This window comes from Massilia suwonensis, from assembly GCF_042655665.1.
In the GTDB taxonomy this organism is placed as follows: domain Bacteria; phylum Pseudomonadota; class Gammaproteobacteria; order Burkholderiales; family Burkholderiaceae_D; genus Telluria; species Telluria suwonensis.
Genome location: NZ_JBHSMR010000001.1, coordinates 140,917 through 166,597, shown reverse-complemented (window position 1 = coordinate 166,597; position 25,681 = coordinate 140,917). Strand labels below are relative to the sequence as shown.

Annotated in this window: 20 protein-coding genes and 2 tRNA genes; 14 read left to right on the top strand and 8 right to left on the bottom strand. The window is 61.0% G+C overall.

What is annotated here, in order from left to right:
* Positions 1–50: 50 nt before the first annotated feature.
* Positions 51–1,262 (top strand): ABC transporter substrate-binding protein, encoded by a 1,212-nt coding sequence (locus tag ACFPQ5_RS00770; RefSeq protein WP_379750928.1) that lies wholly within the window; start codon positions 51–53, stop codon positions 1,260–1,262.
* Positions 1,259–3,352, top strand: a complete 2,094-nt coding sequence (locus tag ACFPQ5_RS00765) for a hybrid sensor histidine kinase/response regulator (RefSeq protein WP_379750926.1) — start codon at positions 1,259–1,261, stop codon at positions 3,350–3,352. Before ACFPQ5_RS00770 ends, ACFPQ5_RS00765 begins: the two co-directional genes overlap by 4 nt.
* Before the next feature lie 174 nt (positions 3,353–3,526).
* Here ACFPQ5_RS00765 and ACFPQ5_RS00760 read toward each other — a convergent pair.
* The 4 genes from ACFPQ5_RS00760 to ACFPQ5_RS00745 form a co-directional block, all read right to left on the bottom strand.
* Positions 3,527–3,602: transfer RNA gene (locus tag ACFPQ5_RS00760), tRNA-His, on the bottom strand.
* A 74-nt stretch (positions 3,603–3,676) separates the two neighbouring features.
* Positions 3,677–4,540 carry a glutamate racemase gene (gene murI / locus ACFPQ5_RS00755; RefSeq protein WP_379750924.1) on the bottom strand — a complete coding sequence of 288 codons (864 nt, stop codon included), beginning with the start codon at positions 4,538–4,540 and terminating at the stop codon, positions 3,677–3,679.
* A gap of 56 nt (positions 4,541–4,596) precedes the next feature.
* A complete protein-coding gene (locus ACFPQ5_RS00750) occupies positions 4,597–6,129 on the bottom strand; it encodes a fumarate hydratase (RefSeq protein WP_379750922.1) in 1,533 nt (510 codons plus the stop codon).
* Between the two features lie 18 nt (positions 6,130–6,147).
* The gene (locus tag ACFPQ5_RS00745) at positions 6,148–6,753 is read right to left on the bottom strand and encodes a TIGR00645 family protein (RefSeq protein WP_379750920.1); all 606 of its coding nucleotides are present in this window, start codon (positions 6,751–6,753) and stop codon (positions 6,148–6,150) included.
* A 214-nt stretch (positions 6,754–6,967) separates the two neighbouring features.
* Here ACFPQ5_RS00745 and acs point away from each other — a divergent pair, with 214 nt between their 5' ends.
* From acs to ACFPQ5_RS00730, 3 genes are all read left to right on the top strand, one after another.
* Positions 6,968–8,965, top strand: coding sequence for an acetate--CoA ligase (acs, locus tag ACFPQ5_RS00740; protein WP_379750918.1), 1,998 nt, complete (start codon positions 6,968–6,970; stop codon positions 8,963–8,965).
* 60 nt (positions 8,966–9,025) lie between these two features.
* Positions 9,026–9,397, top strand: coding sequence for a DUF2946 domain-containing protein (locus ACFPQ5_RS00735; RefSeq protein ID WP_379750916.1), 372 nt, complete (start codon positions 9,026–9,028; stop codon positions 9,395–9,397).
* A 125-nt stretch (positions 9,398–9,522) separates the two neighbouring features.
* Positions 9,523–11,814 carry a TonB-dependent receptor gene (locus ACFPQ5_RS00730; RefSeq protein ID WP_379750914.1) on the top strand — a complete coding sequence of 764 codons (2,292 nt, stop codon included), beginning with the start codon at positions 9,523–9,525 and terminating at the stop codon, positions 11,812–11,814.
* Between the two features lie 49 nt (positions 11,815–11,863).
* Here ACFPQ5_RS00730 and ACFPQ5_RS00725 read toward each other — a convergent pair whose 3' ends face one another.
* A complete protein-coding gene (locus ACFPQ5_RS00725) occupies positions 11,864–12,187 on the bottom strand; it encodes a hypothetical protein (RefSeq protein WP_379750912.1) in 324 nt (107 codons plus the stop codon).
* Positions 12,188–12,671: 484 nt separating this feature from the next.
* Between ACFPQ5_RS00725 and ACFPQ5_RS00720 the strand changes: the two genes are divergently transcribed.
* From ACFPQ5_RS00720 to ACFPQ5_RS00710, 3 genes are all read left to right on the top strand, one after another.
* On the top strand, positions 12,672–13,946 hold the full coding sequence (locus ACFPQ5_RS00720; RefSeq protein WP_379750910.1) for a tyrosine-type recombinase/integrase: 1,275 nt from the start codon (positions 12,672–12,674) through the stop codon (positions 13,944–13,946).
* A gap of 767 nt (positions 13,947–14,713) precedes the next feature.
* A complete protein-coding gene (locus ACFPQ5_RS00715; RefSeq protein WP_379750908.1) occupies positions 14,714–15,484 on the top strand; it encodes a hypothetical protein in 771 nt (256 codons plus the stop codon).
* Positions 15,477–16,208, top strand: a complete 732-nt coding sequence (locus tag ACFPQ5_RS00710; RefSeq protein ID WP_379750905.1) for a hypothetical protein — start codon at positions 15,477–15,479, stop codon at positions 16,206–16,208. Before ACFPQ5_RS00715 ends, ACFPQ5_RS00710 begins: the two co-directional genes overlap by 8 nt.
* A gap of 170 nt (positions 16,209–16,378) precedes the next feature.
* On the opposite strand, the gene ACFPQ5_RS00705 is transcribed toward ACFPQ5_RS00710, so the two are convergent.
* Positions 16,379–16,957: a hypothetical protein gene (locus ACFPQ5_RS00705; RefSeq protein ID WP_379750903.1), complete on the bottom strand. Its 579-nt coding sequence runs from the start codon at positions 16,955–16,957 to the stop codon at positions 16,379–16,381.
* Between the two features lie 308 nt (positions 16,958–17,265).
* On the opposite strand from ACFPQ5_RS00705, the gene ACFPQ5_RS00700 reads away from it, so the two are divergent.
* Together ACFPQ5_RS00700 and ACFPQ5_RS00695 are read left to right on the top strand one after the other, a co-directional pair.
* Positions 17,266–17,937: a recombinase family protein gene (locus ACFPQ5_RS00700; RefSeq protein ID WP_379750901.1), complete on the top strand. Its 672-nt coding sequence runs from the start codon at positions 17,266–17,268 to the stop codon at positions 17,935–17,937.
* A gap of 168 nt (positions 17,938–18,105) precedes the next feature.
* Positions 18,106–18,948: a ParB N-terminal domain-containing protein gene (locus tag ACFPQ5_RS00695; RefSeq protein WP_379750899.1), complete on the top strand. Its 843-nt coding sequence runs from the start codon at positions 18,106–18,108 to the stop codon at positions 18,946–18,948.
* A 294-nt stretch (positions 18,949–19,242) separates the two neighbouring features.
* On the opposite strand, the gene ACFPQ5_RS00690 is transcribed toward ACFPQ5_RS00695, so the two are convergent.
* Both ACFPQ5_RS00690 and ACFPQ5_RS00685 read right to left on the bottom strand, forming a co-directional pair.
* A tRNA-Ser gene (locus ACFPQ5_RS00690) sits at positions 19,243–19,333 on the bottom strand.
* A gap of 82 nt (positions 19,334–19,415) precedes the next feature.
* Positions 19,416–20,954 carry a sensor histidine kinase gene (locus ACFPQ5_RS00685; protein ID WP_379750897.1) on the bottom strand — a complete coding sequence of 513 codons (1,539 nt, stop codon included), beginning with the start codon at positions 20,952–20,954 and terminating at the stop codon, positions 19,416–19,418.
* Between the two features lie 290 nt (positions 20,955–21,244).
* Between ACFPQ5_RS00685 and ACFPQ5_RS00680 the strand changes: the two genes are divergently transcribed.
* From ACFPQ5_RS00680 to ACFPQ5_RS00665, 4 genes are all read left to right on the top strand, one after another.
* Entirely contained in the window at positions 21,245–22,747 is a 1,503-nt protein-coding gene (locus ACFPQ5_RS00680) for a PhoX family protein (protein ID WP_379750895.1), read from the top strand.
* Between the two features lie 25 nt (positions 22,748–22,772).
* Positions 22,773–23,354: a PEP-CTERM sorting domain-containing protein gene (locus ACFPQ5_RS00675; RefSeq protein ID WP_379750893.1), complete on the top strand. Its 582-nt coding sequence runs from the start codon at positions 22,773–22,775 to the stop codon at positions 23,352–23,354.
* A gap of 258 nt (positions 23,355–23,612) precedes the next feature.
* Complete coding sequence (locus tag ACFPQ5_RS00670; RefSeq protein ID WP_379750891.1) at positions 23,613–24,011, top strand: KGG domain-containing protein; 399 nt, start codon at positions 23,613–23,615, stop codon at positions 24,009–24,011.
* 270 nt (positions 24,012–24,281) lie between these two features.
* Positions 24,282–25,649 carry an HD-GYP domain-containing protein gene (locus ACFPQ5_RS00665; protein WP_379750889.1) on the top strand — a complete coding sequence of 456 codons (1,368 nt, stop codon included), beginning with the start codon at positions 24,282–24,284 and terminating at the stop codon, positions 25,647–25,649.
* The last annotated feature ends 32 nt before the right edge of the window (positions 25,650–25,681 follow it).

The window sequence follows — 25,681 nt, the reverse complement described above, 5'->3', positions numbered from 1 at the left end:
GGGTTTCGAGCTAAACGATTACAATACTGGACTTCACTTTCGTCCCGCCTATGCCGATTTTCACCGCCGACCGCCGCCGTTCCGCCCTCGTACGCCTGCTCGCGCTGGGCACGCTGTTGGTCCTGTCCTGCGCGGGCGCCGTGGCCGGGCCGGCACCTGTACGCATCGGACTCGATGCCGAATTCGGCCTCGACAACAGCACCTCTGCCCAGGCCGTGGAACTGGGCCTGCGTACCGCCATCGGCGAGATCAACCGCGCCGGCGGCGTGCTGGGCGGACGGCCGCTCGAGCTGGTCACCCGCGACCACCGCTCGCTGCCGGCGCGCGGCATCCGCAACATCGAGGAGTTCGCGCGCATGCCCGATCTCGTCGCGGTGTTCGGCGGCCGCTTCAGCCCGGTCGTCATCGAGGAGCTGCCGACCCTGAAGGCGACCAAAACCCTGTTCATGGCGCCCTGGTCCTCGGCCGACATGATCGTCGATAACGGCATGCAGCCGAACTACGTCTACCGCCTGTCGCTGCGCGACAGCCTGGCGATGCCCAAGCTGCTGGAGACGGCGCGCAAGCGCGGCCTGCGCCGCGTCGGCCTGCTGCTGACGAATACCTCCTGGGGACGCAGCAACCTGGCCGCGGCGGAGGAGTATGTCGCCGGCGCCAGGGATCTGCGCATCGTCCAGACGGCGTGGTACAACTGGCGCGACCAGAGCCTGGTCGCCCGCTACGAATCCTTGCGCCGCGCCGGTGCCCAGGCCATCGTCCTGGTCGCCAACGACGACGAGGCGGCCGTGCTGGTACGCGAAGTCGCGGCATTGCCGAAGGCGCAGCACCTGCCCATCCTGAGCCACTGGGGCGTGACCGGCGGCGAGTTCACCAAGCAGGCCGGCCCGGCGCTGCAGCAGGTCGACTTCTCCGTGATCCAGACCTTTTCCTTCTTCAGGGCCGACAGGCAGCAGCTGGCGCGCTTCATGAAAAGCCTGGCGGCGGTCTCGACAATCCGCCGCATCGAGGACATCCAGGGACCGGTGGGCGTGGCGCACAGCTACGACCTGATGCACATCCTCGCCAGGGCGATCGACCTGGCCGGCAGCACCGATCGCAAGGCGGTGCGCGACGCCCTGGAAAAACTGAAAGTGCACCGCGGCCTGATCAAGACCTATGCGCCGCCGTTCACGCCCCGACGCCATGAGGCGTTGGGCGAACGCGAACTCCTGATCGCACGCTATCGTCCGGACGGTACGCTGGTGCCGACCGACGACCGATGACCATGTGGTCCACGCTGCGGCCCGGCAGCCTGACGCGGCGCTTTGCGATCGCGGCGGCCGTCCTGACCGCGGCCGCGGTCCTGCTGGTGGCCGCGGCCTCGTTCTGGCTGGTGAACCGCCAGCATGCCGCCGCGGTCGCCGTGCTGCAGCAGCGCGAGACGGCCTATAACGCGAACATGGTGGGCAGCACGCTCGCGACGCTGGCCTCGCGCATGACGGACGTGGCCAACAGTCCCATCCTGGCCACCGCCCTGGTCGACAGCGCCGGCCGCGAAACCTACCTGACGCCTTTCCTGGGCAGCCTGCGCCAGATTAACGGCATTCCGGTCCAGGTCCTGTTCACCGATTTCGAGGGCAAGCCGATTGCCGGCAACGGCCAGGAACGCTTCGACGCGCCGCAGATGGACTGGCTGCGCGCCCAGATCGACCGGGGCCGCGACACCGCCGCCATCTTCGATGGCCCGCAGGGTGCGGAGCTGGTCGGCGTCAGCCTGCTGCGCTATTCGCGCACGAACACGCCGGAGGGCGCGCTCGCCTACAAGATCGGCTTGGGCGACTTGCGGCCGGTGCCGGCCTCGGTCCTGACCTGGACGGGCCAGGCGCGCGTGGCGCCGAAGGCGCACAGCCTGGAAATGCCGGTGAAAGTGCCGGGAGAATTCGCGCACCTGGGCCTGAAACTGCGCCTCGACGTCTCCGCATTCGACGACGACCTGGGTACGCCCTGGTCGCAATACAGCCTGATCGTCGCCACCGCCGCGGCATTGGCCCTGGTCGTGTTCCTGCTCGGTTCACGTCTCTCGCTCAACCTGACGCGCGACCTGCGCAGGCTCGGCCAGTTCGCCGCCAGGCTGGGCGAGGAGGGCATCAGCGAACGCCGTGCCGAGCTGGCCGGCAGCAGCGAGACCGTGACCCTGGCCCGCTCCATCAACCGCATGCTCGACCACCTGCAGCGCCAGCAGGCCGACCTGCAGCGCGAACACCAGCGCAAGGACGAGTTCCTCGCCATGCTCGCGCACGAGCTGCGCAATCCGCTGGCCCCGATCAGCAGCGCCGCCCAGCTGCTGCGCGTGCTGTTCGCGAATGAGCCGCGGATCAAACAGACCAGCGAAGTGATCAGCCGCCAGGTGGCCCACATGACCCACCTGGTCGACGACCTGCTCGACGTCTCGCGCGTGACGCGCGGCCTGGTCACCATCAACAAGACGCAGGTCGAACTCGGCGCCGTCGTGCGCGAAGCGGTCGAGCAGATCATGCCGGCGGTCGAGGGGCGACATCACCACCTGGCGCTCGAGATCGCGCCGCAGCCGCTGTTCGTCAGCGGCGACCGCATCCGCCTGATCCAGGTGGCGGTCAATCTCCTCAACAACTCGGCAAAATACACGCCCGACGGCGGCGCGCTGCAGGTGTCGCTGCAAGAACAGGAAGGGCAGGCGGTCCTGCAGGTGCGCGACAACGGCATCGGCATCGGCGTTGAGCTGCTGCCGGTCGTGTTCGACCTGTTCACCCAGGCCGAGCGCACGCCCGACCGTGCCCAGGGCGGCCTTGGGCTGGGGCTGGCGCTGGTCAAGAAGCTGGTCGAGCTGCACGAGGGCAGCGTGGAAGCACAGAGCGAAGGGCAGGGCAAGGGCAGCGTGTTCACGGTGCGCCTGCCTTTGCTGGCTGGCGCCGACGGTATGGCGCCTGCTGCGCGCGCCGCGTCTGTTCCCGTGCCCGCGGCTGCGCGCCGCATTCTGGTGGTCGACGACAACGTCGACGCCGCCGCCACGCTCGGCATGCTGCTCGAGACCGCGGGCCACAGCGTGCGGGTCGAGCATTCCGCCCAGGCCGCGCTGGCGGCCGCCGCGCAGGACGAATTCGACGTCGTCCTGCTCGACATCGGCTTGCCGGACATGAGCGGCCACGAACTGGCGCGCGCGTTAAGGAACTTGCCCTGCTGCGGCGACAGCGTCCTGGTGGCCGTTAGCGGCTACGGGCAGGCGCAAGACCGGCGCATGTCGGAAGAGGCGGGGTTTGCCGCGCACCTGGTCAAGCCGGTGGCGGCGGATGAGCTGATCGAGACGATTGCGCGGGTGCAGACAGTCCGTATATAGGCCATCCACGGGGTGAAGCCAGTCGGTTAGGCAGTATCGTAGGGTGGGCACTCCGTGCCCACGCAGTCCCGCGTATGCAGATCCGTCAAGCGAGCGAGTGACTGGCCGTGAATGAAAAGCGAAGGCAGCAATGCAAAAAGCCCAGTCATCGACCGGGCTTTTCGCTTGAATCTTTGGGGTGGCTGATGGGACTCGAACCCACGACAACAGGAATCACAATCCTGGACTCTACCAACTGAGCTACAGCCACCATTGTCTTGCTTTCTATCTCAGCACTGCCGAGACAGAACAAGATTATACAAACTCCGAAGCAAACTGGCAAATCTAATTGTTCGGTCCGATCACGATGCCCTGGCCGGCGTCCGCGACGACCTCGTGCACAGGCGGATCGACGCCGAGCAGGCCATTGAAGGCGGCCGACAAGGCGGTACCGCTGGCGCTGGTGTAGCCGTCGAGGCGTGCGGGCACGTCGCCGGCTGCGCGTGCGATGCCATCCGCCGAGAGCAGCCGCGCCAGCTGGCGTGCCACCGCCTCGCCGGTATCGATCAGGGTGACAGGACGATCTGTGCAGGCGGCAATCACGCGTTCGATTGACGCCACTACCAGCGGATAGTGCGTGCAGCCGAGCACCAGCGCGTCGGCGCCTTCATCGAGCAGGGGCGAGATGAAGCGGCGCAGCAGGGCGTCGGTCTCGCTCGACTCCAGCGTGCCGAACTCGATCTGGTCGGCCAGGCCGATGCAGGGCTGCAGCAGGAAGCGCGCGCCGGTGTTCTCGGCGACCTGGTCGCGCAGCAGCAGGAACTTGGCGCCGCTTAAAGTGCGCTCGGTGGCCAGCACGCCGACCAGGCCGTTGCGGCTGCTGGCTGCCGCAGGCTTCAGGCCCGGTTCGACGCCGACGATGGGCATGCCGGGATAGCGCGCGCGCAGGGCGGCAATCGCGGCGACGGTGGCTGTGTTGCAGGCGACGACGATGGCTTTCGCGCCTTGGTCGATGAGGAAGGCGCCGATCGCCAGCACGCGTGCGGTGACGACGTGTTCGGGCTTGTCGCCGTAGGGGGCGAAGCCGGAGTCGGCGAAGTAGAGCAGGTGTTCGTGCGGAAGTTGCGCGCGGATGTGGCGCAGGACGGACAAGCCGCCGACGCCGGAATCGAAGATGCCGATGGGGGCGTCGGGGAGGGAAGTAGGCATAGGCGGGTATGCGAACGTCAATGGGTGAACGGCGAGAGCCGTCCACCCAAACGTCATCAGGCCACGTTGACCGGAATGCCCTTCAGCGATTCGATCTTCGCCGCCCATTCCTTCGGACCGGTCTGGTGCACCGAGGTGCCGGTCGAATCGACGGCGACGGTGACCGGCATGTCCTGGACTTCGAACTCGTAGATCGCTTCCATGCCCAGGTCTTCGAAGCCGACGACCTTGGCCGACTTGATCGCCTTCGACACCAGGTAGGCCGAGCCGCCGACCGCCATCAGGTAGGCCGACTTGTGGCGCTGGATCGATTCGATCGCGACCGGGCCGCGTTCGGCCTTGCCGATCATCGAGATCAGGCCGGTCTTCTCCAGCATCATGTCGGTGAACTTGTCCATGCGGGTCGCGGTGGTCGGACCGGCCGGGCCCACGACTTCGTCACGCACCGGATCGACCGGGCCGACGTAGTAGATGACGCGGTTGGTGAAGTCCACCGGCAGCGATTCGCCCTTGGCCAGCATGTCCTGGATGCGCTTGTGCGCGGCGTCGCGGCCGGTCAGCATCTTGCCGTTCAGGAGCAGGGTCTGGCCCGGCTTCCAGGATGCGACTTCCTCTTTTGTCAGCGTGTCGAGGTCGACGCGCTTCGATTTTTCGGTGTCCGGGGTCCAGTGCACTTCAGGCCAGGTCGACAGCGAAGGCGGTTCGATGTACGACGGGCCCGAGCCGTCCAGCACGAAGTGGGCGTGGCGGGTGGCCGCGCAGTTCGGGATCATGGCGACCGGCTTCGATGCGGCGTGGGTCGGGTACATGTTGATCTTCACGTCCAGCACGGTGGTCAGGCCGCCGAGGCCCTGGGCGCCGATGCCGAGCGCGTTGATCTTGTCGCACAGTTCGATACGCAGTTCTTCCAGCTTGTTCTGCGGGCCGCGCTGCTTCAGCTCGTACATGTCGATGTCTTCCATCAGCGACTCTTTCGCCATCAGCATCGCCTTTTCGGCCGAGCCGCCGATACCGATGCCGAGCATGCCCGGCGGGCACCAGCCGGCGCCCATCAGCGGCACCGTTTTCAGGACCCAGTCGACCAGCGAGTCGGACGGGTTCAGCATCACGAACTTGGTCTTGTTCTCCGAGCCGCCGCCTTTTGCAGCGACCTTGACGTCGACGGTGTCGCCTTCGACCAGTTCCATGTGGACCACGGCCGGGGTGTTGTCCTTGGTGTTCTTGCGCTCGAAGTGCGGGTCGGCGACGATCGAGGCGCGCAGCTTGTTGTCGGCGAAGTTGTACGCGCGGCGCACGCCTTCGTTGACGGCGTCGGTGACCGAGCCGCTGAAGCCTTCGAAGCGCACGCCCATGCCGATCTTCAGGAAGACGTTGACGATGCCGGTGTCCTGGCAGATCGGGCGCTTGCCTTCGGCGCACATGCGCGAGTTGGTCAGGATCTGGGCGATCGCGTCTTTCGCCGCCGGGCTTTGCTCGGCCTCGTAGGCGCGCGCCAGGTGCTGGATGTAGTCAGCCGGGTGGTAGTAGCTGATGTACTGGAGCGCGGCGGCGACCGATTCGATCAGGTCTTCCTGTTTGATGACTGTCATGACTGTTCTCGTTGGATGTTAGTAATGCTTGGGCTGGTGGTGCGTTGCGGTGGTAATGCGGTCGGTCCAGGCGATGGCCAGGGCCGACAGCAGGAAAGCGATGTGGATGACCGTTTGGGCGACCAGCACCTTCGGGTCATAGTTGCCCGCGTTGATGAAGGTTTTCAGCAGGTGGATCGACGAAATGCCGATGATCGCCATGGCCAGCTTGGTCTTCAGGACCGAGGCGTTCACGTGCGACAGCCACTCCGGCTGGTCCGGATGACCTTCCAGGTTCATGCGCGAGACGAAGGTCTCGTAGCCGCCGACGATCACCATGATCAGAAGGTTCGAGATCATGACCACGTCGATCAGGCCGAGCACGACCAGCATGATCGTGGTTTCGGTCAGCTTTTTCGGACCGCCCGTCATGCCCACGGCCTCGAGGATATGCTGCAGCGAATCGGCATTGCCGAAAGCGGCGCCGATCAGGTCCGTGAGTTCGACCCAGAAATGGAACACGTAGACGCACTGCGCCAGGATCAGGCCCAGGTAGAGGGGCAACTGCAGCCAGCGGCTGGCGAAAATCAGGTTGTTGAGCGGGGTGAGCTTGCGTTGTTCGTTTGCGGGGAGGTTTTGCGACATCGAGTACGGCTCCAGGTTTCCGACAAAATTCAGCCCATCATTTTACACCTCTGGCGCACGCTTGCAGACCACCACCTCGAATAGCGCCGCTTTGTGGCAAGCTTGGTAAAATCGCACTGGAATAGGGAAGGGCGTGCAGTGTCGAAGCTGTAAGCGCTCAGTAAGCGAGCACGCCTAAGGTGTCTGGCAAAACTACTACATGATGGAGACTAGCATGGCCGAGAACGAGATCACCGACGAGAACCATGGCTTGCAAGAACACCGCGTGTTCCAGCCGCCAAAGGAATTTACTGCGAACGCCGCGATTGCCGGCATGGAAGCCTACGACAAGCTGTGCGCGGAAGCGGCCAGCGACTACGAAGGCTTCTGGGGCCGCCTGGCCAGGGAACACCTCGACTGGCAAACGCCTTTCACCAAGACCCTCGACGAATCGAACGCGCCGTTCTACCAATGGTTCAACGACGGCCAGCTGAATGCCTCCTACAACTGCCTCGACCGCAACCTGCTGAACGGGAATGCCGAGAAGACGGCCATTATCTTCGAAGCGGACAACGGCGCCGTCACCAACGTGACCTACCGCGAGCTGCACCAGCGCGTCTGCAAGTTCGCCAACGGCCTGAAATCCCGCGGGATCAGGAAGGGCGACCGCGTCATCATCTACATGTCGATGTCGATCGAAGGCGTGGCCGCGATGCAGGCCTGCGCCCGCATTGGCGCGACCCACTCGGTCGTGTTCGGCGGCTTCTCGGCGAAATCCCTGCAGGAACGCATCATCGACGCCGGCGCGGTGGCTGTCATTACGGCTGACGAGCAACAGCGTGGCGGCAAGTCGCTGCCTTTGAAAGCCATCGTCGACGAGGCGCTGGCGCTGGGCGGCTGCGATACGATCAAGGACGTCATCGTCTACAAGCGTACCGGCGGCGACATCTCCTGGAATAAGGGCCGCGACATCTGGCTGAACGACCTGGTCGACAACCAGTCCGCGGACTGCGAGCCGGAATGGGTCGATGCCGAGCATCCGCTCTTCATCCTCTACACCTCGGGTTCGACCGGCACGCCGAAGGGCGTCCAGCACTCGACCGGCGGCTTCCTGCTGTGGGCCGCGCTGACGATGAAATGGACCTTCGACATCAAGCCAAGCGACGTGTTCTGGTGCACGGCCGACATCGGCTGGGTCACCGGCCACAGCTACATCGCCTACGGCCCGCTGGCCGTCGGCGCCACCGAGATCGTGTTCGAAGGCGTGCCGACCTACCCGAACGCCGGCCGCTTCTGGGAAACCATCGCCAAGCACAAGGTCTCGATTTTCTACACGGCGCCGACCGCGATCCGCTCGCTGATCAAGGCTTCCGACGTCAATCCTGAATTCCATCCGCAGAAATACGACCTGTCTTCGCTGCGCCTGCTGGGCTCGGTGGGCGAGCCGATCAATCCGGAAGCCTGGATGTGGTACTACAAGAACGTCGGCGGGGAACGCTGCCCGATCGTCGACACCTTCTGGCAGACGGAAACGGGCGGCCACATGATCACGCCGCTGCCGGGTGCCACGCCGATGGTGCCGGGTTCCTGCACGCTGCCGCTGCCGGGCATCATGGCGGCGATCGTCGACGAAGCCGGCGCCGACGTGCCCAACGGGCAGGGCGGCATCCTGGTCGTAAAACGTCCGTGGCCGTCGATGATCCGCACCATCTGGAACAACCCTGAGCGCTTCAAGACCAGCTACTTCCCTGAAGAGCTGGGCGGCAAGTACTACCTGGCCGGCGACGGCGCGATCCGCAACAAGGACACCGGCTACTTCACCATCACCGGCCGCATCGACGACGTGCTGAACGTCTCGGGCCACCGCATGGGCACGATGGAAATCGAGTCGGCGCTGGTCGCCAATCCGAACGTGGCCGAAGCGGCCGTGGTCGGCAAGCCGGACGACACCACGGGCGAGGCGATTTGCGCCTTCGTGGTGCTGAAGGGCGCGCGTCCGACCGGCGAAGAGGCGAAGAAGCTGGCTGCCGAGCTGCGCAATTGGGTCGGCAAGGAAATCGGTCCGATTGCCAAGCCGAAGGAAATCCGCTTCGGCGACAACCTGCCGAAGACGCGTTCGGGCAAGATCATGCGTCGCCTGCTGCGCGTGCTGGCCAAGGGCGAGACCATCACCCAGGACGTGTCGACGCTGGAAAATCCGGCGATTCTGGAGCAGCTCAAGGAATCGGCCTGATTTGTGTGCAGGAGCCCGCCCGCGTTCCGTGCGCGGACCGGGCCTCGTTATAATTTGCGTATGAGACGGATTGTTCGACATGCGCTGACTACGTGGATCGCGGCCTTCGCGATGCTGTTCGGCGCGCTGGCCCCGACGCTCTCGCATGCCTTCGCGCCTGCGGCGTCGCAGTCGTTCGACTTTCCGATTTGTAGCGCGGCCGGGCACACGGTCGAGCTGAAGCTGCCCGGTCTGCCCGACCTCGGTCCCGATCCACTCAAGCATTGTCCGTACTGCTCGGACCAGCATCATGCTCCAGGGCTGTTGCCGCAATCGGCCCTGGCGCTGGTTGCGGTCGGCGGCGCTTCCTTCCCTTCGCTGTTCTACCAGGCGCCCGCGCCGCTGTTCCACTGGGCCGCGCCGCAATCGCGCGCGCCGCCGCTTCTTTCCTGATTCCACGCTGAACCAGTACGCATGCCTTTTGGCACGCAGCTTTCACACGTCTCGCACACGCGCCGATGTCGCGACATCCAATGTCGTGTGTCCGCGTGACGTGACCGTATCGAACAGGAAGAAGAATGAAACGAAGCCAATCCACCCTCGCGCTCGCCATCGCAGCCGCGTTCGCCAGCACGGCCCATGCGCAAGACAGCGGTGCCGTCGCCCGCGAAAAACAGATGGGCACGGTGGTCGTCACCGGCAACCGCCCGAGCTCGCTGCCGACCCAGATCCCGACCACGATCGAGGGCATCACCGCGGACGAGATCGCACGCACCATCAACGCCCTTGATGCCGAAGACGCGCTGAAATACCTGCCGAGCCTGCTGGTGCGCAAGCGCTACATCGGCGACTACAACCACGCCGTGCTGTCCACGCGCGCTTCGGGCACCGGCAACAGCGCGCGCTCGGCCGTGTACGCCGACGGCATCCTGCTCTCGAACTATCTCGGCAACGGTGCCACCTTCGCCCCGCGCTGGGGCATGGTCACGCCCAGCGAGATCGAGCGCGTCGACGTGCTCTACGGACCGTTCTCGGCGGCCTATGGCGGCAATTCCGTCGGCGCCGTGGTCGACTACGTGACGCGCATGCCGCGCCGCTTCGAGGCGCACGCCAGGTTCTCGCTGTCGCACCAGCCTTTCCGGCTCTACAACACGCACGAGGATTTCAATGGCCGCCAGGGCAGCGTCTCGCTCGGCAACCGGCAGGGGGCCTGGTCCTGGTTCATCGATGTCAGCCGCAATGACAGCGATGGGCAGCCGCAGACTTTTGTTACGCGCCTGCCGACCGCCGGCACGGCGACCGGCGCTGCGGATACTGTCACTGGCGCCGTGCCGGGCCAGGACCGGAGCTTTCGCGACTGGCTGATCCTCGGCACGGCGACCCAATACCACACGGTGCAGGATCATCTGAAGGCCAAGCTGGCCTACGACTTTTCGCCGACCGTGCGCGCGACCTACGTGCTGGGCGTGTGGCAGAACGAATCGGAAGGCCGGCCCGCCAGCTTCCTGGCGAACGGCTCGGGCCAGCCTGTCAACAGCGGACCGGTCACGATAGGAGGCCGCACCTACACGCTCGGGCAGACCGATTTCAACGTCTCGAACGAGGAACTGCGCCACCTGATGCACGGCCTGTCGGTCAAGAGCAACACGAAAGGCGTGTTCGACTGGGAACTCGCGGCCAGCCTCTACGATTACGACCAGGACGAGCTGCGCGCCGCGACAGTGGCGCTGCCGGGCGCCCTGAACGGCGGGGCAGGGCGCATCGTCGACGGCAGCGGCACCGGCTGGAATACCTTTGCCGCGAAAGGCATCTGGCGCCCGCAGGGGAAAGGTAGCGGCCACATCGTCGAGTTCGGCTACCAGCGCGAAGCCTACAAATTGGCCAGCATCGAGCGCGCTACCGGCAACTGGATCGACGGTGCGCCTGGTGCGCGTAATTCCGCCTTCAGCGGCCGCACCCGGACCCAGGCGCTGTATGGCCAGGACACCTGGCGCTTCGCACCGGACTGGAAAGCCGTGCTCGGCCTGCGCCTGGAGCGCTGGGAAGCGCGCGACGGCCTGACCTCAAACGCGACCGCCACCGTGGCGCATGGCGAGCGGCGCGAACACTATGCTTCGCCCAAGGCGGCGCTGGCCTGGCAGGTCACGCCGGACTGGACATTGAAGGCCTCGCTCGGCCGCGCGGTGCGCATGCCGACCGTCTCCGAGCTTTATCAGGGCGGCGTGAACGGCGCGGGCGTGCTGATCAACAACGATCCGAACCTGGCGCCGGAGCGCTCCTGGACCGGAGAATTGACGGCCGAACGCAAGCTCGAGACCGGCTCGCTGCGCCTCACCGCCTTCGGCGAGCGCACGAAGGATGCGTTGTATTCGCAGACCAATGTGCTGGTGACGCCGAACGTCACCAATGTGCAGAATGTGGGGCGCATCGATACGCAGGGCATCGAGCTGGCTTATGGCGTGACGGACGTGTTCAAGCCCGGGTTCGACCTGAATGCGAGTCTCACCTGGACCGATTCGACGATCGAGCGCAACGACAAGTTTCCGGCCAGTGTGGGCAAGCGCCAGCCGCGCATTCCGGAGTGGCGGGCGACTGGGGTGGCGTCGTATCGCTTCAATGACCGGTTCGCGGTGACGCTGGCTGCGCGCTACAGTGGGGACCAGTTCTCGACGCTGGATAACTCCGATCCGAACGGGTTTGCGTATCAGGGGGCGAGCAAGTATTTCACGGCGGATTTGCGGGCGACGTACCGGCTTTCCAAACAGTGGAGTGTGGCGCTGGGGATCGATAATCTGAACAACTACAAGTACTGGAATTTCCATCCGTATCCGCAGCGGACCTGGCTGGCGGAAGTGAAGTACGACCTGTAATGAAAAAGGCCGCCTTCACGGGCGGCCTTTTCGTTTGCGGCGCTGCGGCTCAGGAGCCGGCGAAGGGGCTGCCGACGAGGCCGACGGCCAGTTCCGCCCAGATGAAGAGGAAGCCGAAGGCGATCACGCCGATGGTGATGAGGCGGGCCTTGCGGGTCTGGATCTTGCGAGCGGCCAGGTCGAACAGGAGACCGGTGCCCATCAGCAGGATGCCCATGATCACGAAGTCGCTCAGGGTCCAGTTCACTTCGCGGGTGAATTGCATCGCGATGAGCGGGGCCATCAGGATGGCGGCGGTGACGAGGGTGATGCGGAGCAGGCGTTTGGCGGAGAGTTTGGTTGCGGGGATGTTACCGCCGGTCATGGTGGTCATGGGGTGGCTCCTGGTTGACTGCGCTGGAGGTGTCAGTTTGCCATTAATGGGAGGTGGGTTCAACAGGTTGTTGTTGAACTGTTTGGGATTTCCGATTGGATCGTGGCCGTTGCGTACCGTAGGGTGGGCATGCCCACGCGTTGCTGAGTTTGAGCAACCCGCGGCGTCAGATCTGGCGTTACAGCGCGCGCCCTCGGCGCGCGGCGCCGTCGCCCGTCCGGGCGACGGCAGACGGACGATTCGAAGAGGCACGCCCCGGTAGGGGCGAGGCCTTCGAATCCCCCGCGCAGAGCCCGCAGGGGCTCTGCTTCTCTCCGCCAGGAAACAATGCAAAAAGCCAACCCGTGGGTTGGCTTTTTGCATTGTTTCCTGGCGGAGAGAGGGGGATTGTCGGACGGAAACAACAAATCCCCTATAAGCCGCTTGGTTGCTGGGTTTCTGCCGGTTACACTACTCCAACTTTCTACTCCAAAACCCATTTTGCATGGCAAATCTGAAGCTGCAAGGCTCGACGTATCACGCCCGTCTTACCATCCCCAAGGACGTTCGTAGCAAGTTCGGTAACAAGTCTGAACTCTGGCGTACCACGGGTACGGGGGATAAGCGCAAGGCAGCAATCATCGGTGCGGAAATGGTCGCAGCATGGAAGCGCGAAGTTTATACGGCGCGCACTGGCCTGAACGTTCGGGAATGGACGAAGGAATGGGCCAAGGAACTGCGTCAAGCCAGCACCAAACCTGCTGATGATGATCTTCCGAGCGATAGGGAAGTTGTCGAAGGTATCATGATCGATCAATTGGAAATCATGGTGCAGGATCGCCAAATTACCGTGCCCGAAGCTAAGGCCGCATTTGAAGTTGCTATCGGTCGTCGAGTTGTTCTGGCCGACCACAAAGACGACTATCTTAAACAGTACCGTAACCATAACATCAAGACCCAAGCAGCTTACAAGGCCGCAGTCGAACGCTTCCTGAAGCGGTTTGACAATGATCAGGAAGTCACGCCGAAGAACCTGAAGCTATGGGTTGACGCTATGGCAAACGACGACAACCTTGCGGCAAAGACCATTACCCGCATGATCGGCCAAGCGGAAACGTTCTGGAATTACTTGGTCGAATACGAAATCGTACCGCGTGACCCGAACCCCTTTACCCATGCGAAGCTGGCTGTTCCGAAGTCCGCCACCAAGAAGAACGAAGTCAAGCCCTTTACTGCCGGGGAAGTTGTTGAGTTCCTGCGGTCCCCTGTAGCACAGACGGATGCGCAACTTTCCTTGTTGATTACGTTGGGCATGTATACGGGCGCAAGGATTGAAGAACTGGCAATGCTGAAAAAGGCCGCGCTTGACCTGAATGAAGAATTCATCCATTTCAAAGGCACGAAGACAAAGGCGGCGGTGCGCGAAGTCCCCATGCATCCCGTTTTGGTCCCCATCCTTGCCGCGCTAGTGGCCGACCATAGCGACGAATACGTTATTCATGGCCTGAACATCGACGCACGCGGCGAACGGGGCAAAGCCCTTGGAAAGCGATTTGGCAGGCTCAAGACCGATATGGGGTTCAAGGGCCGGGACAAGGTATTCCACAGTATCCGCAAGACCGTGGGCACTTTGCTCGAACAGGCGGGGGTAGTCGAGGGGGTGGCATCTGACATTCTCGGCCACGAAAAAAAGACGATCACCTACGGGCTGTATTCGGGCGGGTCCAGCATGCAGCAGAAACGGGATGCGGTCCATAAGATCGCCTACCCCGCCGTTTGACCCTAGCGGAATGCGTACAGAAAACGCGCGCACTCGTTGAAAGTCCAACAACAACAATAGAAATCGACCTTTAACCCCTTTTTTGAATCTGTCCGATAGGCGAACCCAAGGGGGTACTTTGGACAGGACAGGAAAAAAAGCAGGCTACTCAGCCGCTACCTGTCCAGCGCGTCTACTGCACCGCTAAATTACCCTGCGCCTGCGGCATCCCTGGCGACATTGCCGAACCAAATACAGCTATGAGGGCATCTGATATTAGCCCTGCTGGCGCTTCGTATGGCTCGCCAATGCACCGGGCCAGTTGGGCCAGTTGGGCCATGGTAGACCATAAGCAACCTAGAGCACCGGTTAGATAGGCCTAGGTATCGCCCTGCGCACCACTTTCATGGTCGATTGATCGCACTTCAAGTCTTCCTTCGTTGGCCGTATCAGCTTTCGGTTCTACGTTCTTCGAAACGACCCTGTTGACGCACTCAGTCATCCATACATTGCTTATAACCGAAAGACGGGCGATGCGTGCGAGCCTCATACCTACTATAGGCATCTATACGGCCTTTTCGACGATAAGTTACTAAAAATTGAAAGGGACGACACTATGCGTCAGTCAGGACCTAGGAAACGAAGCAGCAAGGTAATTCCGAAGCTCTTAACTAGCAAAGCATGTTACCATAGGGAAAATAACAATAATCAACACAATCCAAAATAGAAGGTAAGTTATGTCTTTAAGCTTTGATGCTGTAGTCAGTACGGATCAGAATGAAATTGATATGAAAGCTGGTCTCAACACATTCACCGGAGCGTCAGATGCAGTTCGTTGCATTGTGGAAACAATAGTGACGGAAAGGGTACCTGAAAGACAAACTCATAAAGGTAAGGTAAGAACTCTACTTAAGCACAGTTTTAAGGGGTCTTATGGAATTGCATTTTCAGTAGAGCTTTGCGATCCGAAGTTCGAAACGCGCTTTCAGAAAATTAAGAAAACCACATACGCTGAATTGGTATCTTATTACCTTAATGAAGCAATGTATCAGCATGTTGAAGATTTGTCTTTAGAAGCCCAAGGAATTGTAGACAGGTTGGGCGCGAAATCAGATGATTTAATTACTCAGCTAAGGAAATCTGCCTTAGAAAACATGCATGACATTTCTATAAAATTTAATCAAGATGTTAAGCTTAGGTACCGATTTAGTCGCGATCGGCAGCTGCAACTGGTAGCTATCAACCAAGAGACTGCAAAGGTCTTGGAGGCGGGCGAATCAAAGGAAGTTATTGATATAGTCGCTGGAATTACCCGTTTCAACACGAAAACTGGCAATGGACGACTTCAGCTAAAAGATGAATTAGAGACGGTTGCGTTTGGGTTTAATACAGAGTATGTTAATGTGAAATTTGAAGCCAAAAAGCGATTCTCTATTAATCTAGATAAAAATAACGGGGTACCAAAGGATAAATGGGATTTCGTAAAACTATCAGTAAGTCCAATAAAACTGAAAGACGGAAGAGTTGTGAAATATATTGTGAAAGGAATTTATGATTAGCCGATACGTTCTTGTAGCAATTATATTGGCCGTTTTGTCTGTGGGTTCGTACGTGTTTTGGTTTGCATACCGGCTCAATCTCGGCTTTGCGCAAGACCCTGCAGTATGGGGAACGTTCGGTGACTATGTTGGCGGTACGGTCAACCCTGTCTTGAGTTTTCTTTCTTTAATATTGCTAATAAGGTCCGTAACTCTTCAAAACGATGCGAACCATGACCTTCGGAAAGAATTGAAAGAAAACGAAAAAAATGAGCAGATAAAAGCAGTAACCACGCTATTTTTTAGCATGATAAATTCGCAGCGGGAAATGTTTTCCTCATTCAAAATCTCAACCGGCGGCGTCGATAAAAATACGTATGCGACTGCTGCCGTAATTCATCTAGAGAATAAAGTTGAAGAGTTGCGGGAAGCCAACGAAGAAGACGATAAGGTCTCGGCTTATCTTGAAGAAGAAGACGTGAACGAACAAATTTTTGGAATTCTTCGTTCATTTTATATCACTGTACAGGTGATTTGCGAAAGGTTATCAGATGATCGAGGTTTTGATAAAGGTATTCGCCGCGAGTTCTTGCGCACACTAATTAATTTTACTGAATTTGCCCAGTTACGATTAGTAGTGATGGCTATGCAATTCACGGCATACCCTGCCTCAAATTACTTACGATCTAACGCAGATTTCTTAGCCGTTATGGATGACGTAGGTTTTTCTTTAGACCCGTACTAATGTTGAGACAATCCTATTGGTTTGATCCGAAAGTACTTGGCATAGGCTGAATCGTTTTATGGAAAGCGACCCGTTACTGGAAAACTCTACAACAATTTCAGAAGATAACTTTCAACTGCGTTCCTGAAAAGACAAGCTAATGCCGTCCTGCGAAGAAAAACAAAAAGGACTCATTCAACATCCTTAGGCAGATCATAACCTGATGGCCTATTGTTTAAAGGGTTCGGGCAAGTTCGCACGCAGACCTGAACAACCGCTCGTAGAGCATCGAAAACAACCCAAGTAGCGCATATGTATGCCCTTAGCTTTAACCTGCCTCGTGGTAGAGCGTGAATGTTAGACCAACGTTCGTCGGCTTCACAAACAGCATAGAATCTTTCTAACAGTGCAGGGGCTGCTATAGGCTCAACTTGGTGCGCCATATGGTTACGCAAAGTATTTAATTTGTCAGCAGCTGCCCAGCAAGCGCCTTGATTAAAATGTCCTGCAACTGCCCTCGCAAGCTTTAGCAGGGTAGCAAAGTTAAGTCGAGCCTTATCAAAATACTCCGGGTTTGCTAATAGCGACCGGACAATTAATCGTAATTGTTCTTCAATTAGTAGATGGCCTTTCAGGACAATTGAAAGCTCATCAGCGTCATATGGCACCAATATGTCAAAACGAGCCTCATTAGATTTGAACTCTGCCTTATGCTCGTCCGCAGTCTTAAATCGCCAGTCTTGTGCAGGCAACGGCTCTGTATTAGCCAAGTGATTTCCTTCATCATTCCAACTATCTGGTAACTGTCTCGTTAGCAAGCTTGCTACCGTTTATACGGATAGTGATCATATAAATTAAGATAGCTGCAAACGCCCCGGTCGCCGCCATCTTGTCTTTAAAGCAAATTCTAGAGTAAAGCTATTAATTTGCATAGATAGCGTTGTTGAAGACTTCGAAAATTGCGAATACCCGAAATAGCACAACATTGCATTCCGCTGCGCCCGTGTTGCGTTTGCGATGCTAAAGGTATAAAATCCACTAACGGTCGTTACTTGAAATTATACCCATAGGAAACCCCATGAAAATTGTTAGCTACCTGCGCGTTTCTACAGCACGACAAGGCCGTAGCGGTCTTGGTGTCGATGCGCAGCGTAGCGCGATCCAAGCCTATGCCGACTCCAAGCATGCCAGCGTCGTGCGGGAATTCGTGGAAGTCGAATCCGGCAAAGACAACGCGAGGCCCAAGCTGGCAGAAGCCCTGCATCTGGCGAAGGTTACGGGGTCAGTATTGGTCATTGCAAAGCTGGACAGACTTTCGCGCAATGCGGCCTTCCTGCTGACCCTTAGGGACTCTGGCGTGAAGTTCATTGCGGCCGATATGCCCGATGCGAACGAACTTACCGTAGGCATCATGGCCTTGGTAGCCCAACAGGAACGGGAAGCCATTTCTAAGCGTACCAAGGAAGCCTTAGAAGCCGCTAAACGGCGCGGGACGGTGCTGGGCAACCCCAACGGCGCAGCAGCCTTGAAACGCGCTGGAAAGGGCAATACAGCCGGGGTGCGGGCCATCCAATGTCAGGCAGACGCACATGCCGAAGACTTGCGGCCTGTACTGCAAGGTTTGGCAATTGAAGGGATTACATCGCTTGGTGCGATCACTAAAGCTTTGAACGAACGGGGCATCAGAACCCCGCGTGGCGGCGCTTGGTACAAGACTTCTGTATCGAACCTACTGTCAAGGCTTGGATGATCGCAACAGGGGCCACGAAGCGTTAGCAAAGCCCCGTAGCGATGAATCAAGGCCGGACGTAGCGAAACAGAAGAAAGACGTTAGTTTCCTTGCATTCCTGTAAATTTTTTTTATAGGGATGATGGCAACGGACGCTTGTACAAGCTCACAGACAAAGCAAAGGCACCAATGAATCCCACGGACACCAACAGTTTAGTAAGAAGTAAAGTCATCATCGAAGGCAGGATCAAAGCTGGTTCGCCACCGCCAGCAATCCCCAATTCCCTGCCCTTGGAATCCATCGAAATCATCCCCCAAGTGTTCCAGCATCGGGAAGACGCCCAATGGGCTTCGGACGACCATGTGCAAACGCTGGTCAAGGTCATCAAGAATTCGACCAAGGCGGCAAAGAAGAAGCCCTTGGAACCGCTGACGGTATTCTGGATTGGCGACGGCTGGGCATTGATTGACGGTCATCACCGCTACAAGGCATACAAGGCCATCGGGTACGCTGACCCTGTCCCTGTGACGGTGTTCTCTGGAACGCTGGACGAAGCGATTGGACAAGCCCTGAAGGGAAATTCCAAAGACAAGCTGGCTATGTCGAAGTCGGAGAAGACGAACGCAGCTTGGCGGCTGGTCATCAGCACGGGCTTGTCGTTGAACCAATTGGTAGACGCATCCACGATTTCCAAGCCGACGATTATCCAGATGCGGAACGTCATGCGGACCCTGAAGGAAACCGATCCGGGTCTTGACCTGGATGAACTGACTTGGCATCAAGCCCTTAGGAAATACCAAGGCAAGGAAGAAGAAGACTTTGAACCTGATTTTGAATGGCGCGACAAGCGGATTGCCAAGGTCGCCCAGAAGCTCAGCGATACGTTTGGCAAGGAATTCAAACGCAAGCCCGAACTGTTCTGGGAAGCCGTCAGGAAATACGATAGCAACCTTACGGACCACTTTCTGAAGATGCACAACGTGGACCCTGAGGACTTCAGTTGGTCCAAGGCTGATCCGAACGAATTCTGACCCCGTAGCCCAAAGGAAGGCAAAGGAAGCCCCAAGAAGCCCTGAAACCGCCTTAGGTAGTCAAGCGCAAGTACCAGTCAAATTTGACTACCTAGGCGCGCTTCTGGACGGGTTTGGCAGGGCTTGAAAGTCTAAGGGTGCGGCAGCGGCGTTGCCCCGTGCTGGGAAGCTTTGGCGGTCGCTTTGGGATGGTTGACTTACCCCATTCGTTACCCCAAATAGCTACTCCAAATGGGGCTTCATGAATCCTGAAAATTTCTTTTAAATCAAGGACTTACGAAGGGGTATTAAACTTGGCGGAGAGAGGGGGATTCGAACCCCCGATAGGCTATGAACCTATACACGCTTTCCAGGCGTGCGACTTAAACCACTCATCCATCTCTCCTGATGCTCCGCTCTCGCGAAGCCGCCTATTATAGCAACAATTCTCGGCAGTTCAAGCATAATCCCGCCGCCCTTGCGGACGGCTAGCCTGGATCGGGTACGGCCTCTTGGCTGCCTTCGGCTCCCGCGCGCGGCAGTACTACCGTAAACGTGCTGCCCTTACCTGGGCCGGCACTCTCCGCGCGGACCGTTCCTCCGTGCAGCTCGGTCAGCCGCCTGACCAATGCCAGCCCTAATCCCAGGCCGCCTTCGCGCCGGTCGGGCGTCACCTCGGCCTGGGTGAAGGTGTCGAAGACCTTTGGCAGGAGGCCAGCGTCGATGCCTGCGCCGTTGTCCATCACGGCGATCTCCACCTGCCGCGCATCGGCCCGCAGGCGCACGTCGAGTTCGCCGCCTTCCGGGGTGTACTTGGCGGCATTGTTGAGCAGGTTGGCGATCATCTGCACCAGGCGCTGGTGGTCGCCCACGATCGTCACCGGTTCGGCGGCGAGGTCGAGGCGGCAGTTGTGGCGCTTGCGTTCGATCGTCGGGCGGACCTGCTCATGGGCGTCCACGATCGCGGCCTGGACCTCGACCGGACGCGCATCGAGCACCAGCTGGCCGCGTCCGATGCGCGCCACGTCCATCACGTCGTCGATCAGGTGCGCAATGTGATCGACCTGGCGCAGGATGGTGCCGCTCAGCTTGTCGGTCTGCGTCTTGTCCGGCTCGCGCAGGTAGCGCAGCACCTCGGCCGCCGAGCGGATCGGCGCGAGCGGATTGCGCAGCTCGTGGGCGAGGGTGGCCAGGAAGATGTCCTTGCGGTCGCGCTCCGCGCGCAGGTCTTGCAAGGCCATCTGTAATTCTTGCTGGGCGGAGCTGCGTGCCAGGTCGACGTCGTAGAGCTGGAAGGCAAAGCGCCAGATGAGGATCGCCAGCAGCACGATGGTGCCCCAGGCCAGCAAGGGAAGCAGGGTCTCCGCGTCGTACAGCCCGCTGTTCAGGGCCGCCATGGCGACGGCGACGAGCAGGACGGGGACCGCCAGCGCCGACACCAGCAGCCAGCGCGCGATGCGGGCACTGGAGGACGCTGCCGCCACGACGACCATGATGCCCTGTGCCGGATGCAGCATCAGCGTGACGCAGGCAAGCGAGATCGCCGCCAGGGTCGTGGGGATCGACACCCCTTTGCCGGGTAGCAGCGCATACAGCCGCGTGTCCTGGAAAAAATAGCCGGCCAGGTTGAGCAGCGACACGAGCAGCACGACCATGGCGGACAACTGGGCGAGCTTGACGTTGTGGCCGCGCGCCAGCAAGGCCAGCGCCATGCCGAGCAAGGCGAACAAGCCGGCCGTCAAGGGCGAGGACAGGGTAACCGCGGTCTGGACTCCCGGACGCGACAGCAGGAAGGGCGGCGGCGCGGCGCCGGCGAGGTAGCAGGCCAGCATGACGATCCCGGCGGCGCAGACCAGCGCGCCGAGCATGCTTGCGGCCCGGCGCGAGGCTGGTGCATCGAGCAGCAGCCAGAGTCCGACCGCGCTCGACAGGACCAGCGCGGTCGTCCACGGCACCATCTTGGGAAGCCGTTCGAACAGGGAAATCAGCACGGGGATGTCGAGCACCCAGCCGGCCGCATTGGCCAATCCCAGCCCAAGGCAGAGAGCAAGGAAGGTCCGGCACGCAAGCAAGCGGGTGGATGACGTTTCCAAGTTATCCCTATCGTCAATAAATGCCTCATTGTAAGCGTGCGCCCGCATCACCCTGTTCCGGCAGCCCGATGGGCCGGTAAAAAATCCCCACGTGTCATGTTGCTGTCATCGAACGGACATCTTTGTTTGTTGTAATGCATGCATCCCCGCTGCGCAGCCGGGCCGTACCCCGACCATCCTTGCCGGAAGTCCCGGCTCGCTTCAATTACTCGGAGATGCACAGCATGACCAACGATAATCTCTCGCCATCGCGGCGCAATCTGCTCAAGGGCGTCGCCGGGGCGTCGGCGCTGCCCTTCGTGGGCGCGTTCATGGCGATGCAGTCGCAGCAAACCCGGGCCGCCAATGGCGCGACCGCCCTGATCGACAGCCCCTATGGGCCGATCCGCCCGACCGCCGACCTGACGACCGGCCTGCCGCTGCTGCAGCTGCCGCCGGGCTTTACCTATAAAAGCTTCGGCTGGCGCGGCGATACGATGGCCAATGGGCTGGCTTGCCCGGGCGGGCACGACGGCATGGGTGTCGTCGTGGCGCGCAAGGTCGGCCGCAGCAGCGAACTGGTGCTGGTGCGCAATCACGAGATCGGCGCGACTTCGGCCGGCAACTTCATCAACGCACCCGGCGTCTACGACAGCGGCAACAACACGGCCGGTTCGTCGAGCAAGTTCGGCGGCGGCACGACCAACCTGATTTTCCGCGATGGGAACTGGGTCGGTATGACGCCGAGCCTGGGCGGCACGCAGACCAACTGTGCCGGCGGCATCACGCCCTGGGGCACCTGGCTCAGCTGCGAAGAGGTCGGCTCGGATGCAGTGAGCGCCTCCGGCAGGAAGCACGGCTATGTGTTCGAAGTACACGCCGATCCGGCGCGCACTACCGGCTTGCCGATCGTCGGCATGGGCCGCTTCGCGCACGAGGCGGCGGCCGTCGATCCGGCTACCGGCAATGTGTACCAGACCGAGGACAGCTCGGGCAAGTCGGGCTTTTATCGCTACGTGCCGGACGTCAAGAATGGCGCGCACGGTTCGCTGGCCTTAGGCGGCGTGCTGCAGATGGCGAAGGTGAAAGGCATGCCGAACGTGAACCTGGCGACGGCGCCCCTGAATGCACGCTACGCGCTGGAGTGGGTGACAATCGCCGATCCCGATGCCAACCGCGGCGACGCCGTCGGCCAGGCCGGCGTGCCGATCACGAACGCGGCCGGTCCTTTCGTGCAGGGCTGGCAGCTGGGCGCGCTGCGCATGAACCGCGGCGAGGGCATCTGGTATGCGCAGGGCAAGATGTTCGTGATGGATACCTCGGGCGGCGCCGTCCAGCGCGGCGCGATCTGGGAACTCGACCTGGCCACGCAAACGCTCACCTGCATCTACTCGAGCCCGAGCCCGCTGGTCGGCAACATGGGCGACAACCTGACGGTCAGCCCGCGCAACGCGATCCTGGTCTGCGAGGACGCTTCGACCGCCGCCACCGACTCCTTCGGCTTCGGCCAGCGCCTGATGGGCATCACGGACGAGGGCGATGCCTACATCTTCGCCAAGAACAATGTCGTCCTGAGCGCGACCCAACTGCAGGGCGCAGGCAAGCAGGCCGGCCTGGCCGGGGATCACCGCGGCAACGAGTTCGCCGGCGCCTGCTTCGATCCGACCGGACGCTACCTGTTCGTGAACATCCAGACGCCCGGCATCACCTTTGCCATCGCCGGCCCCTGGGCCAAGGGCCCGCTGTAAGCCTCCACGCACATTAAGGAACAATATGCAACTCGCCAAATTCGCCGCGGTGCTCGCCGCCGCCTTGACCTTCTCCGGCTCGGCCCAGGCCGCGCTCCTGCTGAACTCGAGCGGCTCGTCCGCCAACACCGTGTCGGACTTCAGCACGCCCGGCGCCGTCTCCTTCGACCTCGATCTGGAACACCTGAGCCCGACCATGCTGCGCTTCCAGCTCGAGGAAGCCGACCTGCTTGGCCCGCTGAGCCTGAACGCCATCGTGCGCAACCTGAGCGGCGCCGCCCTGAACGGCTTTCACTTCAACTTGCAGGGCATTTCCTTCTTGTCCGCCGGCAGCGTGACGCCGACCTTCGGCGCGCTCGGCGGCGTCAGCAGCGGTCTCGATTACGCCAGCATCGCCTTCGCCTCGCCCGAGTGGGCCGAGTTCCATTTCGGTAATCCGCTGCTGGCCGCCGGCGGCGCCGACTGGCTGCTCGACACGCGCGGCCTGGCTGCCGGCGACACCTTCGTGATCAGCGCGGAGGTGCCCGAACCGTCGACCTTCGCGCTGATGTTGCCGGCCCTGTGCATGGCCGGCATGATGGCTGCACGTCGCCGCAAACAGGGTTGATTCTTAGCCCGTGGAGCACCGATCCGGGTCGGTGCTCCGCTTGAAAGATAACGTCGAGTTCGCTGTAAATAAGATCACGATGACATAAAAATAATAGGCGTTGAGCCATGATTGGAAGTCTGGGCCGACACGCCGATAAGGCCTGGTCCTACCCGGCGACGGCCGGACCTTGGTGGTCATAATGGGCCATGCTGACTAGGATGGTCCCCTGTCCCAGCCAGCCACAGGCAGGGACTTTCTTGATAACAGGAGGCAACAATGGCAGCGAACAATCAAGGCGGCAACAAGGGCGGCAAGCAGGGCAATCAAGGCGGTAACCAAGGCGGAAACCAGGGTAACCAGGGCAGCAGGCAGAGCGGCGATACCAGCAACCGCGGTTTCGCATCGATGGATCCGCAGCGTCAGCGCGAGATCGCCAGCGAAGGCGGCCGTGCGGCGCATGCTTCGGGCAATGCCCACGAATTCACTTCGGAAGAAGCACGCCGTGCAGGCTCGATGAGCCACAAGAACGACGGCAACCAGCAAAGCGGCGGCAATCAAGGTAGCAACCAGGGCGGCAACCAGGGCGGCAACCAGGGTGGCAACACCCGCGGCGGCTCTCCTGAACAGCATGCCGAAGCCGGCCGTCAAAGCCGCAAGAACGACGACAATCGCTGAGCTTGCGTCGCTACCCTGGCCGGCGACCGATCGGCGTCCGGCCAGGCGCATGCAGTATGCGGCGGAAACTCTCCCTTCCGGCCGTGCGAAAACGCGCCGCGCAACCGGTCTCCCGACCGCATGCGCGGCGCTTCGCATTGGGACTTCCGTGGCCGCCTGACGACAGAAACGCACAAATCGGCTGGCGAAGCGTGCTTAAGAAGCCCTGCATGCGCACGCGTCGATATTGCTGAGTACAATCAAATCTTTCATCTCGGCAATTCCAAAACCATGGACCGATTCCCGCACGCCGCCGCCATCCAGCCGACCGACCTGAAACTTTCCGAGCTGATCGGCTCGCTGAGCTACGCGCTCGACATCACCGAAGGCCAGCCGGCCGGACATTGCGTGCGCGTCTGCTGGATCGGTATGCATATCGGACGCGATGCCGGCATGAGTCCCGAGCAGCTCTGGGAACTGTATTACACGCTGCTGCTGAAAGACCTCGGCTGCAGCAGCAATGCCGCCCGCATCTGCGAGCTCTATCTCACCGACGATCTCGACTTCAAGCGCGACTTCAAGACGGTGGGCGACAGCCTGCCGCAGGTGCTCGGTTTCGTGCTCAAGCATACCGGCCTGAAGGCGGGCCTGGCCGAACGCTTCCGCAGCGTGATGACGATCCTGCGCGACGGCCCGGCGATCGCCCAGGAAATGATCGTAACCCGCTGCTCGCGCGGCGCCGAGATCGCGCGCCTGCTGCGCTTTCCCGAGCGCGTCGCCGCCGGCATCTACAGCCTCGACGAACACTTCAACGGCAAGGGCAAGCCGGCGCAGCTGGCAGGCGAGGCGATTCCCGTCTATTCGCGTATCGCCTTGCTGGCGCAGGTGATCGACGTCTTCCATGCCGAGGGCGGCCCGGCGGCGGCCCTGAAGGAGGCACGTGCCCGCGCCGGCAGCTGGTTCGATCCGCGCCTGGTCGACGCCTTCGAACGCGCGGCGAAAAACGAGGCGTTCTGGCAAATGCTGGCCGCGTCCGACATCGACCGGGCCGTATTCGCGATGGAACCGGCCGAACACACGATCCCGCTCGACGACGACTACCTCGACGACATCGCCGCCGCCTTCGGCCAGGTGGTCGACTCGAAGAGTCCCTACACAAGCGGCCACAGCAGCCGGGTGGCCCTGTACACGGACATGATCGCCGAAGCCCTCGGGCTGCCGGCCGAGCGGCGCCGCTGGCTCAAGCGCGGCGCGCTGCTGCACGACGTCGGCAAGCTCGGCGTCAGCAACAGCGTGCTCGACAAGGCGGGCGCGCTCGACCGCGAAGAATGGGCCGCGGTGCGCCGCCATGCGGAATTCACCGAGATCATCCTGGGCCGCATCGGCGCCTTCGCGGAACTGGGCCGCATCGCCGGCGCCCACCACGAGCGCCTCGACGGTGGCGGTTATCCGCGCGGCCTGGCGGGCGACCAGATCGACCTCGAAACGCGCATCATCACCACCGCCGACATCTTCGACGCCATTACCGCCGAGCGTCCGTATCGGGGCGCGATTCCCGTTCCGCAGGCGCTCGAGATGATGGAGAAGACGGTCGGCACGGCGCTCGATCCGCGCTGCTTCCAGGCGCTCAAGAACGCCCTGGAGCGCGTGCCGCTGTAATCGCCGGCGGCAGGCGCGCTGGGGTAACATGT